Consider the following 14,015-nt stretch of genomic DNA (forward strand, 5'->3'; position numbering starts at 1 on the left):
TTATATGCCGGGTAGCGGCTTTGCCTCACCCGGTCAATACATCATGCGTGTTGTCGGCCTGAGCCGCGTAGCGCCATCAGGCTCTTTCCATTACGGTGCCGGGTAGGTATAAACCTGATGCACCGCTTCAATCTCTGCCAGCACCTCTTCCGTTAATTCCAGATGCAGGCTTTCCACGTTAGTTTTTAACTGTTCCAGCGTAGTTGCGCCGAGCAGAGTGCTGGCGACAAACGGCTGACGACGGACAAAGGCCAGTGCCATCTGCGCCGGATCGAGATTATGGCGTTTTGCGATATCGACATACGCCGCGACGGCTTTTTGCGTCTGCTCGCCGCTGTAGCGCGTAAAGCGGCTAAACAGCGTATTACGTGCGCCAGCCGGTTTTGCGCCATTCAGGTATTTTCCGCTCAGCGTCCCAAATCCCAGACAGGAATAGGCCAGCAATTCCACCCCTTCGTACTGACTGACTTCCGCCAGGCCGACTTCAAAGCTGCGGTTGATCAGACTGTAAGGATTCTGGATGGTGACAATGCGCGGCAGATCGTGTTTATCCGCCAGATGCAGATAACGCATCACGCCGAAGGCCGTTTCGTTGGAAACGCCGATATAGCGAATTTTGCCCGCCCGCTGGAATTCGGTCAGCGCTTCCAGGGTGTCCAGCAGTGAGATAACCGGCGCGGAATCCGTCCAGCTATAACCCAGTTTTCCGAAGCAGTTGGTCGGGCGCTGCGGCCAGTGAACCTGGTATAAATCGATATAATCGGTCTGTAGACGCTTGAGGCTGTCGTGCAACGCCTCGCGGATATTTTTACGATCCAGAGCCTGATTGGGGCGAATACTGTTGTCATTGTTACGTGCTGGACCGCTGACTTTGGTGGCGACGATCAGTTTCTCGCGGCTGCCGTGTCTGGCGAGCCAGTTACCCACGTAGGTTTCTGTTAATCCTTGAGTTTCCGGACGAGGCGGCACCGGATACATCTCGGCAACGTCAATTAAATTGATGCCGTTAGCCACGGCATAATCGAGCTGTGCATGTGCGTCGGCTTCGCTATTTTGTTCACCAAACGTCATTGTGCCCAGCCCCAGTGTACTTATTTCAAGCGAGCTGTGGGGTATACGGTGATATTGCATAGCCGTTTCCTTTTTATTATTACGACATAAGGACTATAAAAATGGCAGAGGGAAGGGAAAAGGGGAAGCGAAAAATCTAAAGGCCAGCAGGAGGCTGACCTCAATCTCGGGGAGGTATGTTAGCGCTCGATAATTTGGGAGACATCATCACGGTTAATCTGCATGGCGTTGCCCTGCTGATCGTGATAGCTCACCAGACCGGTATCGTCATCGATTTCTGGTTTGCCGTCGGTCAGGATCATGCGGCCATCTTTCGTTGCCATGACATAATCACTGCTACATCCAGATACAGCAAAAGCCAGTCCTACAGCGGAAATTACTACTGCCCATTTTTTCATCCATTTATCCTCGCGTGGCTTGGGTCTGATAATAGTCTAGTAATAACGCGAAGTTATGCCTGGCGAAAGCAGGAAAATCTGAAACTGTGAGGATCGGAGAGGGAAGTGAGTCTTCGCTCCTCGAAAGAGGAGCGAAGGGGTCAATCAGAGTGGATTCTTTTTATTGCGCAGCAGGTTCAGAGTCTCTACGGCAATAGAGAAGAACATGGCGAAATAAATGTACCCTTTCGGCACATGTATCTCGAAGCTTTCCAGAATCAGGGTGAAACCCACCAGAATCAGGAAAGCGAGCGCCAGCATTTTCACCGAAGGGTGACGGTCGACAAAATCACCGATTGAGCGCGCGGCAAACATCATCACGCCAACAGAAATGACGACCGCCGTCATCATAATGAACAGATGATCGGAAAGGCCCACCGCGGTGATCACCGAATCCAGGCTGAAGATAATGTCCAGCATCATGATCTGCACAATGGCGCCCAGGAAGGAACTTACGCGGGTTTTAAGTCCCTCTTCTTCACCCTCAATCGATTCATGGATCTCTTTGCTGGCTTTCCAGATAAGGAACAAGCCCCCCAGAAACAGAATGAGATCGCGTGCGGAAATGGATTGACCCATCACCTCAAACAGCGGATTGGTCAGACTGATTACCCAGGAAATTGATGCCAGTAAACCTAAACGCATCAACATAGCGCCCGCCAGCCCAAGACGACGGGCGTAACTGCGTTGTGCTGTCGGGAGTTTTGCGACAACCAGAGAAAGGAAAATGATGTTGTCGATCCCGAGAACGATCTCCAGAATCGTCAGTGTTCCGAGCGCAAGCCAGGCGTTAGGATCGTATATCCATGCAAATAACATCGAACAAAGCCCTGCAAAAAAAATGAAGCGGTGATTATATGCGTCTATCGCGGCAGGGGAAAGGTCATGGCGTGCCTAATCGTTCTGTATTAAAAAATGGCGTTCCAGAAGTGGGCGAGTGAAGCTTTTTTTCAGGTAAAAACCACGCGGTAACGTCAGGATTAGCTGGCCCTGCACGCCAATGGCCTCTGTTAGCGCTTTCGCGTTGGCGGCCTTTGGTCGCAGTTGTAAAAATTCGCCATGGCGGGCGGTGATCCGCTCAACCTGGCCCAGTACGATCATGTCCATTAACTCTTCCCAGTCGAGACGTAACTGCTGCTCTTCTTCTTCATTTGGACTCCAGAGAAGCGGCGAACCGACGCGACGCTCTGCCAGCGGAATGGAGCGCTCGCCCTCAACGGGTATCCACAGTACCCGCTTTAACTTGTGGCGGACGTGGCTTGTCTCCCATGTCACCCCGCTGTTTCCGGTTAGTGGCGCAACACAAACGAAGGTAGTCTCAAGAGGTCGCCCCAGACTGTCCACCGGGATGGTTTTCAGCTCCACGCCTAATTCCGCGAAATCTTGCTCTGGCTTACTGCCTGCGCTGGCACCAAGCCAAATCTCCAGCAGTACGCCGATCCAGCCTTTGTCCCGTTTCAGATCCTTTGGCGTCACGATCCCTGCCAGCGCTGCCAGTTCACCCAATGTGTAGCCTGAAAGCCGCTGTGCCTGAGCCAGCAACAGAGCCTCGGATTCAGGTGGTGAATGTAATGGATGGAGTCCGGACATCGGGTTATCCCTTAGGTGAAAAAATGAACAATGATTTTATACCGTGTGAACAGAGTTTATCTTTTTCCACACGCTATGTTCAATCTCATGATTTATATTGATTTTTAGTTTGCTGATCGACGAGTTGCGCAACGGCGAAATGAGTTTTCCAATTCTGGTCACTGAAAATAAACAGGATCTTACACCATGTTATCCACAGAAAGATGGGATAACTGTGCAAAACCCTCACTACTGTTTCAATTTACAGCCTTGACGTGAGACGAAAATCGAATTTTCACACAAATTGTGCCTAACTTATTGGCACAATCTGTGGATAAAACCGACGCTGGTCGATCTTTCATCAGTCCGATGATCCTGGATGTGACGCCCATCACGATTCTATGCTCTGAGTAGCGAATATGACAGTTAACTCAATGAATATACGCGGCTATTTTTTCACGGTTTTCAGAGTCCCATTCAGACTGTTCCGGGTTTTCCCGTGGTAATTCCATACTTCTTCACAACTATATCCACAGAAAAGGTGAATAAAATCGCCTGCAAGTCCCTCCCTCTGTTTATAACTCGGTCCTTAACTGTGAGTTATTCAATTGTTATTAGAAATGTGTGCGGTTAAGAGAGTGGTTTACCGTCTCTCTGTAGTGTGAAACAATCGTTTATATATAAGGTTTATGTTGAGGTAGTCCGGTGATTGATGACGATGGCTACCGCCCAAATGTAGGGATCGTAATTTGTAATCGTCAGGGGCAGGTTATGTGGGCCCGGCGGTTTGGTCAGCACTCCTGGCAATTCCCGCAAGGTGGAATCAATCCAGGAGAATCAGCAGAACAGGCGATGTACCGGGAACTGTTTGAAGAAGTAGGGTTAAGCCGCAAAGATGTGCGGATCCTTGCATCTACTCGCAACTGGTTGCGTTACAAGTTACCGAAACGTTTGGTGCGTTGGGATACAAAGCCGGTGTGTATCGGCCAGAAACAGAAATGGTTTCTACTGCAACTGATGAGCGGTGACGCGGAAATCAATATGCAAACCAGCAGCACTCCTGAGTTCGATGGTTGGCGCTGGGTGAGTTACTGGTACCCGGTCCGACAGGTGGTATCATTTAAACGCGATGTCTACCGCAGGGTGATGAAAGAGTTCGCAAGTGTTGTGATGGCGCTTCAGGAAAGTACCCCTAAGCCGCAAAGTGCACCTGCTTATCGACGTAAAAGAGGTTAAGCCACGCAAATTATGCTCACCCGCCTGCGAGAAATAGTCGAAAAGGTGGCCAGTGCCCCGCGTCTCAATGAGGCGCTGAATATTCTGGTCACTGACATCTGTCTTGCGATGGACACAGAGGTCTGTTCGGTATATCTCGCCGACCATGACCGACGTTGTTATTACCTGATGGCGACCCGGGGGCTAAAAAAACCACGTGGTCGCACAGTTGCGCTCGCATTTGATGAAGGTATCGTCGGCCTGGTAGGCAGGCTGGCGGAACCGATCAACCTTGCTGATGCGCAAAAACACCCCAGCTTTAAATATATTCCTTCCGTTAAAGAAGAGCGCTTCCGTGCGTTTTTAGGTGTGCCGATCATTCAGCGTCGGCAGCTTTTAGGCGTGCTGGTCGTACAGCAGCGTGAGCTGCGCCAGTACGATGAAAGCGAAGAGTCTTTCCTGGTGACGCTTGCCACACAAATGGCAGCCATTCTTTCCCAGTCCCAGCTCACCGCGCTGTTTGGTCAATACCGACAGACGCGAATTCGCGCGCTGCCCGCAGCACCTGGGGTGGCGATTGCTGAAGGCTGGCAGGATGCCACGTTGCCGCTGATGGAGCAGGTCTATGAAGCCTCGACGCTGGATGCGGCGCTTGAGCGAGAACGACTGACCGGGGCGCTCGAAGAAGCAGCAAATGAATTCCGCCGTTACAGCAAGCGTTTCGCTGCCGGTGCGCAGAAAGAGACGGCGGCAATTTTTGATCTTTACTCGCATCTGCTTTCGGATGCCCGACTGCGTCGGGAATTGTTCGCCGAGGTCGACAATGGATCGGTCGCCGAATGGGCCGTCAAAAAGATCATCGAGAAGTTTGCCGAACAGTTTGCCGCATTAACCGATGTGTACCTCCAGGAACGTGCTGGAGATTTACGTGCGCTGGGTCAGCGACTGCTGTTCCATCTCGATGATTCCATTCAGGGACCCAACGCCTGGCCCGAACGCTTTGTACTGGTAGCCGACGAGCTTTCCGCGACAACGCTGGCGGAACTGCCCCAGGACAGGCTGGTTGGCGTCGTGGTGCGTGACGGCGCGGCCAACTCGCATGCGGCGATAATGGTGCGTGCGCTCGGCATTCCGACCGTCATGGGCGCGGATATTCAACCGTCAGTTTTGCACCGGCGTACGCTGGTGGTTGATGGTTATCGCGGCGAATTGTTGGTGGATCCTGAACCGATATTGATTCAGGAATATCAGCGCCTTATCAGTGAAGAGATTGAGCTGAGCCGTCTGGCGGAAGATGACGTCAATCAGCCCGCGCAACTGAAAAGCGGCGAGCGGGTGAAGATCATGCTCAACGCCGGTCTGAGTCCGGAACATGAAGAAAAACTGGGTGCCCGGATCGACGGTATTGGGCTTTATCGCACCGAAATCCCCTTCATGTTACAAAGCGGATTTCCCTCGGAAGAAGAGCAGGTTGCACAGTATCAGGGCATGCTGCAGATGTTCAACGACAAACCGGTGACGCTGCGTACGCTGGATGTCGGAGCGGATAAGCAATTGCCCTACATGCCGATCAGCGAAGAAAATCCGTGCCTGGGCTGGCGTGGGATCCGCATAACGCTCGATCAACCCGAGATCTTTTTGATCCAGGTTCGCGCCATGCTGCGTGCCAATGCGGCGACCGGAAATTTAAGCATTTTGCTGCCGATGGTGACCAGCATTGATGAAGTGGATGAAGCGCGCCGCCTAATTGAACGTGCCGGACGCGAAGTGGAAGAGATGATCGGTTACGCGATCCCGAAACCGCGCATTGGCATCATGCTGGAAGTACCCTCAATGGTGTTCATGCTGCCGCACCTGGCGAATCGGGTCGACTTTATCTCGGTGGGGACCAACGATTTAACCCAGTATATTCTGGCGGTCGATCGTAACAACACCCGGGTGGCCAATATTTATGACAGTCTGCATCCTGGGATGTTACGCGCATTGGCGATGATCGCCCAGGAAGCGGAAAAAAACGGTATCGATCTGCGTCTGTGCGGCGAAATGGCGGGCGATCCTATGTGTGTCGTCATCCTGATTGGTTTGGGCTTCCGGCATTTGTCGATGAACGGTCGTTCGGTCGCTCGTGTGAAATATCTGTTGCGGCATATCGATTTTGACGAAGCGCAAACCCTTGCGCAACGTAGCCTGGAAGCGCAACTGGCAACTGAAGTGCGTCATCAGGTGGCAGCATTTATGGAACGTCGCGGGATGGGAGGCTTAATTCGCGGGGGACTGTGACAGGCGCTCTGTCTCTGGTGACGGGATGGCGGAAAAATCGCCTTATCAGGCCTACAAACGGCGGCATTCTTGCGGGATTGCGCTAAGTCTGTAGGCCTGATAAGCGCAGCGCCATCGGGCATTCCTGAGTATGTCATTGATAGCCTATACAGATCTTTTACATCTTCCCGGCATCTCCGATGCACCCCTTGTGCTATTATTCGCACCTTTGGAGCGCCTGTAACCTTCAGGCGCGCTTATCAATCGCTGTCTGATTTCAGCGACATAACAAGAAATTGTGGTGATAGATGACCAGTAGCTATCTGCATTTTCCGGAGTTCGATCCGGTCATTTTCTCAATTGGACCCGTCGCCCTTCATTGGTACGGCATGATGTATTTGGTGGGGTTTATCTTCGCGATGTGGCTGGCAACTCGCCGCGCCAATCGCCCAGGTAGTGGCTGGACCAAAAACGAAGTTGAAAACTTACTCTATGCAGGCTTCCTTGGGGTCTTCCTCGGCGGGCGTATTGGTTATGTGCTGTTCTATAACTTCTCGCTGTTTCTGGAGAATCCGCTCTATCTGTTCCGCGTCTGGGATGGCGGTATGTCCTTCCACGGCGGCCTTATCGGCGTGATTCTGGTGATGATTATCTTCGCCAAACGCACGAAGCGCAGCTTCTTCCAGGTTTCTGATTTTATTGCACCGCTGATTCCGTTTGGTCTGGGCGCGGGGCGTCTGGGTAACTTTATCAACGGTGAGCTGTGGGGACGTGTCGACCCTAACTTCCCGTATGCCATGTTATTCCCGGGCTCCCGTACAGAAGATATTTTGCTGCTGCAAACCAACCCGCAGTGGCAGTCCATTTTCGATACTTACGGTGCGCTGCCGCGCCATGCTTCCCAGCTTTATGAGATGGCGCTGGAAGGGATTGTGCTGTTTATCATCCTTAACCTGTTCATTCGTAAACCGCGCCCGATGGGTTCAGTTTCTGGCTTATTCCTGATTGGCTATGGTGCGTTTCGTATCATCGTTGAATTTTTCCGCCAACCGGATCAACAGTTTACCGGCGCCTGGGTACAGTACATCAGCATGGGGCAGATCCTCTCTATCCCAATGATTGTCGCGGGTATCATCATGATGGTTTGGGCGTACCGTCGCAGCCCACAGCAACACGTTTCCTGAGGAACCATGAAACAGTATTTAGAACTGATGCAAAAAGTGCTGGATGAAGGCACACAGAAAAACGACCGTACAGGTACCGGAACGCTGTCCATTTTTGGTCATCAGATGCGTTTCAATCTGCAGGAAGGATTTCCGCTGGTTACGACAAAACGCTGCCATTTGCGCTCCATCATCCATGAACTGCTGTGGTTCTTACAGGGCGACACCAACGTTGCATACCTGCATGAAAACAACGTCTCAATCTGGGACGAGTGGGCTGATGAAAACGGTAATTTAGGTCCGGTTTACGGCAAGCAATGGCGCGCATGGCCAACGCCAGATGGTCGCCATATCGACCAAATCACTACCGTGATTAACCAACTGAAAAACGACCCGGATTCCCGCCGTATTATTGTTTCTGCATGGAACGTGGGCGAACTGGATAAAATGGCGCTGGCGCCGTGCCATGCCTTCTTCCAGTTTTACGTTGCGGATGGCAAGCTCTCTTGTCAGCTTTATCAACGCTCCTGCGATGTTTTCCTCGGACTTCCGTTCAACATCGCCAGCTATGCGTTGCTGGTGCATATGATGGCGCAGCAGTGCGACCTTGAGGTCGGTGACTTTGTCTGGACGGGCGGGGATACCCATTTGTACAGCAATCATATGGAACAGACGCATCTGCAACTGAGCCGTGAACCGCGTGCATTGCCGAAGCTGGTGATTAAGCGTAAGCCGGACTCTCTCTTCGATTATCGTTTCGACGACTTTGAAATTGAAGGCTACGATCCGCATCCGGGCATTAAAGCGCCGGTTGCCATCTGACCGCGGTAACTCTGTCATAACCGACGCCAACGTGCGTCGGTTTTTTTTGCGTTAATTTCTTTGGTTCGACGCGGATTCCCGAAATATTGCAACGCACTGCAACAGCATAAACACTCCCCGTAGCGTCTCGCACAGTCTGAATTCTCCCCTCGTGTTTATTTCTCATCGTTCCATACTGCCGCCATGAAAAAACAGTTGGGTTACACGCTTATTGAAATGATGGTGACGATGATCCTGATTGCCGTCCTCAGCGCTACGGGGCTGTATGGCTGGCAACGTTGGCAGCAACAGCAACGCCTGTGGCAAACCGCCTTTCAGGTGCGCGACTACCTGCTGCAACTGCGTGAGGACGCCAATTGGCATAACCGGGATCATGTCATCAGCATCAACAGGGAGGGGACGTCATGGTGTTTCATCAGTTCGGTTGTCCCACAAAGCACCTGTGCATCAAAGAACGCATTCGTCTTTGCGCCGTTATGGGCCGATGTCGAGGTGGTGGACATAACGCCGTCGCTGGCATTTTTCGGCTTACGCAATACCGCGTGGGCTGGGCATATCTATCTGAGAAATGCCGCAGGCGAGTGGCGAGTGATCGTCTCCGGGATGGGGCGGATCCGACTTTGCGAGCGCGATGAAGGGGATGTATGCCGATAAACGAGCGGGGTTTTTCTCTCCTGGAAGTGATGATAGCCATGGCGATAAGCAGCATTTTACTGATGGGTGCTGCCAGGTTTTTACCTGCGTTGCAGCGTGAGATTTTGTACAACACGCGCAAGCTTTCGCTGGAGGATGAGGTCTGGCAACGCGTTTATACTGTGGCAAAACATCTACAGCGAGCGGGATACTGCCATGGAAAATGTGCAGGTGTTGGGCTGGTGATTACCGCGCAAGGGGACTGCGTCATTGCGCAGTGGGATGCAAACAATAACGGCGTCTGGGATGCGTTACCGGTTAAAGACGCGGAACAAACAGGATTCCGCCTAAAAGACAAGGCGTTGGAAACATTGCGCGGGGCGACGTCATGCGAAGGTAAAGGGTGGGATAAAATGACTGACCCTGAGACTCTCCTGGTAACGACATTTCAGGTTGAACGTCAGAAAATAGCGGGTTTTTCGCCCATCCTCACCGTCCATCTTCAGGGAGCGACTAAATCGGAACCCCGGATAGTCATTGAGGCTGATTACAGTGTCACGGGGTTCAATCAGTGAATCGTGAACAGGGCGTATCGTCGCTGGCAATGGTGCTGTTGCTGCTGATTCTGGGGAGTTTGATGCTCCAGGGGATGAATCAACAGCAGGTGAGTTTCACGAACCGTGTTGCGATGGAAAGTCAGTCATTACAACGCCAGGCCGTTGTGCAGTCAGCAGTGGAGTGGGGGCAAGTACAGCCCTGGCTGCTGCGACCCGCAGTACAGTGTCGGGCGTATTTGTCGACGCAAGCGCGCGTTTGTCTGCGTGTGCTTTCTGATGATGAACTCTTGCTGATTGCACAATACGAGGGCGTTTCCCTTTGGCGTCTTGGAAACATAGTGGAGGGACGCCTGGTCTTTTCCCCGCAGGGCTGGAGTGATTTTTGTCCACTAAACAAGGTATTGCTATGTCAGATGCCCTGAATCCGCAACGTGGTTTTAGCTTACCGGAGGTGATGCTGGCGCTGCTTTTAATGGTGATGGTCGTTACCGCGCTGTCAGGTTATCAGCGCGAGTTAATGAACGGCTTTGCCGTCAAAAATCAGTATCAGCAGCTTTGGCGAAACGCCTGGCAGCAAACGGCGCTGCGTTCATTTTCACCGCCTGAGCACTGGCAGGTTAGCCGAATGCAGACAACCTCGGCGGGATGTGTCAGCATCAGGAGTAAACTTATTTCTCCCCTGGGCAGACAAGGCCAAATGACGCGCTTACATTGCCCAACAAGTCAGTAGCCAGGAGTTTCTATGTTAAGGGTCTACCACTCCAATCGACTGGATGTGCTGGAAGCGTTGATGGAATTTATCGTCGAGCGCGAGCGTCTGGACGATCCGTTTGAGCCGGAGATGATACTGGTGCAGAGCACCGGTATGGCGCAGTGGCTACAGATGACCCTTTCACAGAAATTTGGCATTGCCGCTAATATTGATTTTCCACTGCCTGCGAGTTTTATCTGGGATATGTTCGTGCGCGTACTGCCGGAGATCCCCAAAGAAAGCGCCTTTAGCAAGCAAAGCATGAGCTGGAAGTTGATGACCTTGCTGCCGCAACTGCTGCATCAGGATGATTTTACCTTACTGCGCCACTACCTGATTGACGACACTGACAAACGTAAGCTGTTTCAGCTTTCTTCTCGCGCTGCAGACCTGTTTGACCAGTATCTGGTCTACCGTCCGGACTGGCTCACGCACTGGGAGGCGGGGCGTCTGGTTGAGGGATTGGGGGAAGCCCAAATCTGGCAAGCGCCTCTGTGGAAGGCGCTGGTCGAGTATACAGAGGAACTGGGGCAGCCCCGCTGGCATCGCGCCAATCTCTATCAGCGTTTTATTCAGACGCTGGAAAACGCAACAACCTGCCCGGCGGGGTTACCGTCGCGCGTCTTTATTTGTGGTATTTCCGCGTTGCCGCCCGTTTATCTCCAGGCGTTACAGGCGCTGGGTAAACATATCGAAATCCACCTGTTGTTTACCAACCCTTGTCGCTACTACTGGGGCGATATCAAAGACCCTGCGTATCTGGCAAAGCTGATGGCTCGCCAGCGTCGCCACAGTTTTGAAGACCGCCATTTGCCACTATTTCGCGACGGCCAAAACGCAGAGGGATTATTTAACAGTGACGGCGAACAGGATGTGGGAAACCCCCTGTTAGCGTCATGGGGAAAACTGGGGCGGGATTATATTTATCTGCTTTCCGAGCTGGACAGCGCGCAGGAGCTGGATGCGTTCGTTGATATCACGCCGGACAATCTGCTGCATAACATTCAGTCAGATATCCTTGAGCTGGAAAGCAACGCGGTGGCTGGGGTGAATCTTGACGAGTATTCCCGTAGCGACAACAAACGACTGCTCGACCCGAACGACAACAGTGTGAGCTTTCACGTCTGCCACAGTCCGCAACGAGAAGTTGAAATATTGCATGACCGACTGCTTACCATGCTGGAAGCAGACCCCACGCTGACGCCGCGAGACATTATTGTCATGGTGGCGGATATCGACAGCTACAGTCCGTTTATTCAGTCGGTGTTTGGCAGCGCGCCTGCTGAACGCTATCTGCCTTATGCCATTTCGGATCGTCGCGCCCGTCAGTCGCACCCGGTTCTGCAGGCATTTATCAGTTTGCTTTCGTTACCGGACAGCCGCTTTGTCTCTGAAGATGTACTGGCATTGCTGGATGTTCCTGTTCTGGCTGCCCGTTTTAACATCAATGAAGAAGGGCTGCGTTATCTCCGCCTGTGGGTCAATGAGTCGGGAATTCGTTGGGGGATTGATGATGACAACGTTCGCGAGTTAGCGCTACCCGCCACCGGCCAGCATACCTGGCAATTTGGTTTGACGCGCATGTTGCTGGGATACGCTATGGAAAGCGCGCAGGGAGAGTGGCAGTCGGTGCTTCCGTATGATGAATCCAGCGGTTTAATTGCCGAGCTGGTAGGTCATCTGGCCTCGTTACTGATGCAGTTGAATATCTGGCGTCGGGAGCTGGCGCAGGAACGTCCCCTGGACGCCTGGCTGCCGGTTTGTCGTAATATGCTGAATGATTTTTTCCTGCCAGACACTGAAACCGAAGCCGCAATGACGCTCATAGAGCAACAGTGGCAGGCGATGATTTCCGAGGGCGTTGGCGCTGAGTATGCCGACGCGATACCGCTGACACTGCTACGCGATGAGCTGGCGCAACGGTTAGATCAAGAACGCATCAGCCAGCGTTTTCTCGCCGGGCCGGTGAATATCTGTACGCTCATGCCGATGCGTTCTATTCCTTTCAAAGTGGTGTGTCTGCTCGGTATGAACGACGGGGTATATCCCCGACAACTGGCGCCTCTCGGTTTTGATCTGATGAGTCAGAAACCGAAACGCGGGGATCGCAGTCGCCGTGATGACGATCGCTACCTGTTTCTTGAGGCGCTGATCTCCGCGCAGCAGACGCTCTACATCAGCTATATCGGGCGTTCCATTCAGGATAACAGCGAACGATTCCCGTCAGTGCTGGTTCAGGAACTGATGGATTACATCGGCCAAAGTCACTATTTGCCTGGCGATGCGTTACTGACCTCTGATGAGAGCGAGGCGCGTGTAAAAGCGCACATCGTCCATTTGCATACCCGTATGCCTTTTGATGCGCAAAACTATCTGCCTGGTGAGTGGCAAAGTTATGCCCGTGAATGGCTGCCAGCGGCAAATCAGTCCGGGGAGGCGCATACGAATTTTGTACAACCTATCCTCTTTGTCATGCCTGAAACACTCACACTGGAAGCGCTGCAGCGGTTCTGGGCGCATCCGGTGCGCGCGTTTTTCCAGATGCGCCTGCAGGTGAATTTTCGCTCCGAAGAGAGCGATATTCCTGAAACTGAGCCGTTCACCCTTGAGGGGTTAAGCCGTTATCAGCTCAATCAGCAGTTGCTTAACGCCCTTGTGCAGCAGGAGGATGCCGAACGCCTGTTTCGCCGATTCCGTGCTGCAGGCGATCTGCCCTATGGCGCGTTTGGTGAGATCCTCTGGGAAACGCAACATCAGGAAATGCAAGGGCTTGCGGAAAGGGTCATCGCCTGTCGCCAGCCATGTCAGAGCATGGAAATCGATCTCATCTGTAACGGCGTACACTTGACCGGCTGGCTACCGCAAGTACAGGAGGATGGGTTGTTGCGCTGGCGTCCATCATTAATCAGCGTCGCTCAGGGGATGCAACTTTGGCTGGAACATCTTGTCTATTGTGCGTGCGGGGGAACCGGGGAGAGCCGTTTATTCCTGCGTAAAGAAGGGGAATGGCGTTTTCCGCCGATGGATGCCGGGCAGGCGCAGGGTTACCTGGCGCAGTTAATTGACGGTTATCGGGAAGGTATGTCTTCCCCGCTCTTCGTGCTACCTGAAAGCGGTGGCGCATGGATAAAAACTTGTTACGACGCGGCAAATGATGCCATGTTAGATGACGATGACACGCTGCAAAAAGCCCGGGCTAAATTCCTGCAGGCGTACGAAGGCAACGTGATGGTGCGTGGCGAAGGGGATGACATCTGGTATCAGCGCCTGTGGCGTCATCTGGAGTCAGACACCATGGAAACCATTATCCATACGTCGCAGCACTATTTATTACCGCTATTTCGTTTTAATCAGTCTTGATGGTTGTATAAAAATTGCGCAATTGAGCGTCTTCTACTATCATGCGCTCTCTGTCACGGACTGATTTTTACATAAAGAGAGGCTGACGGGTTCAGCACAAAGTCTTTGCCCTGTTCAATCAGACATCCTCGCGGTGTTGGGTACGAGCAGGAATGAAAGTTAATGATGAGGTTCGTGA

General features: G+C 52.5%; 13 protein-coding genes. 9 read left to right on the top strand and 4 right to left on the bottom strand.

Going from position 1 to position 14,015, the window contains the following annotated elements; all coding sequences use genetic code 11:
• Positions 1–90 precede the first annotated feature (90 nt).
• The 4 genes from AC07UY_RS02180 to mutH form a co-directional block, all read right to left on the bottom strand.
• Positions 91–1,131: an NADP(H)-dependent aldo-keto reductase gene (locus tag AC07UY_RS02180; protein ID WP_494700675.1), complete on the bottom strand. Its 1,041-nt coding sequence runs from the start codon at positions 1,129–1,131 to the stop codon at positions 91–93.
• A gap of 119 nt (positions 1,132–1,250) precedes the next feature.
• The gene (ygdR, locus tag AC07UY_RS02185) at positions 1,251–1,469 is read right to left on the bottom strand and encodes a lipoprotein YgdR (protein ID WP_042288923.1); all 219 of its coding nucleotides are present in this window, start codon (positions 1,467–1,469) and stop codon (positions 1,251–1,253) included.
• Positions 1,470–1,613: 144 nt separating this feature from the next.
• Positions 1,614–2,327: a TerC family protein gene (locus AC07UY_RS02190; RefSeq protein ID WP_494661322.1), complete on the bottom strand. Its 714-nt coding sequence runs from the start codon at positions 2,325–2,327 to the stop codon at positions 1,614–1,616.
• A 75-nt stretch (positions 2,328–2,402) separates the two neighbouring features.
• Positions 2,403–3,098, bottom strand: a complete 696-nt coding sequence (gene mutH, locus AC07UY_RS02195) for a DNA mismatch repair endonuclease MutH (protein WP_494661321.1) — start codon at positions 3,096–3,098, stop codon at positions 2,403–2,405.
• 684 nt (positions 3,099–3,782) lie between these two features.
• On the opposite strand from mutH, the gene rppH reads away from it, so the two are divergent.
• The 9 genes from rppH (at position 3,783) to recC (ending at position 13,837) form a co-directional block, all read left to right on the top strand.
• Complete coding sequence (gene rppH, locus AC07UY_RS02200) at positions 3,783–4,313, top strand: RNA pyrophosphohydrolase (protein ID WP_162381426.1); 531 nt, start codon at positions 3,783–3,785, stop codon at positions 4,311–4,313.
• Positions 4,314–4,325: 12 nt separating this feature from the next.
• A complete protein-coding gene (ptsP, locus tag AC07UY_RS02205) occupies positions 4,326–6,572 on the top strand; it encodes a phosphoenolpyruvate--protein phosphotransferase (RefSeq protein WP_203360137.1) in 2,247 nt (748 codons plus the stop codon).
• Between the two features lie 287 nt (positions 6,573–6,859).
• Positions 6,860–7,735 carry a prolipoprotein diacylglyceryl transferase gene (gene lgt, locus AC07UY_RS02210; protein ID WP_494661319.1) on the top strand — a complete coding sequence of 292 codons (876 nt, stop codon included), beginning with the start codon at positions 6,860–6,862 and terminating at the stop codon, positions 7,733–7,735.
• A gap of 6 nt (positions 7,736–7,741) precedes the next feature.
• Complete coding sequence (thyA, locus tag AC07UY_RS02215; RefSeq protein WP_192613329.1) at positions 7,742–8,536, top strand: thymidylate synthase; 795 nt, start codon at positions 7,742–7,744, stop codon at positions 8,534–8,536.
• A 183-nt stretch (positions 8,537–8,719) separates the two neighbouring features.
• Positions 8,720–9,190 (top strand): prepilin peptidase-dependent protein, encoded by a 471-nt coding sequence (locus tag AC07UY_RS02220; protein WP_494661318.1) that lies wholly within the window; start codon positions 8,720–8,722, stop codon positions 9,188–9,190.
• Positions 9,181–9,744: a prepilin peptidase-dependent protein gene (locus tag AC07UY_RS02225; protein ID WP_494661317.1), complete on the top strand. Its 564-nt coding sequence runs from the start codon at positions 9,181–9,183 to the stop codon at positions 9,742–9,744. The genes AC07UY_RS02220 and AC07UY_RS02225 overlap by 10 nt, the downstream gene beginning before the upstream one ends.
• Positions 9,741–10,148, top strand: a complete 408-nt coding sequence (locus AC07UY_RS02230; protein WP_494661316.1) for a DUF2509 family protein — start codon at positions 9,741–9,743, stop codon at positions 10,146–10,148. The genes AC07UY_RS02225 and AC07UY_RS02230 overlap by 4 nt, the downstream gene beginning before the upstream one ends.
• Positions 10,133–10,456: a prepilin-type N-terminal cleavage/methylation domain-containing protein gene (locus AC07UY_RS02235; protein WP_203360142.1), complete on the top strand. Its 324-nt coding sequence runs from the start codon at positions 10,133–10,135 to the stop codon at positions 10,454–10,456. Before AC07UY_RS02230 ends, AC07UY_RS02235 begins: the two co-directional genes overlap by 16 nt.
• A gap of 12 nt (positions 10,457–10,468) precedes the next feature.
• On the top strand, positions 10,469–13,837 hold the full coding sequence (recC, locus tag AC07UY_RS02240; RefSeq protein WP_494661315.1) for an exodeoxyribonuclease V subunit gamma: 3,369 nt from the start codon (positions 10,469–10,471) through the stop codon (positions 13,835–13,837).
• Positions 13,838–14,015: the final 178 nt, after the last annotated feature.

Source organism: Citrobacter sp. GW821-FHT02E08, from assembly GCF_059421685.1.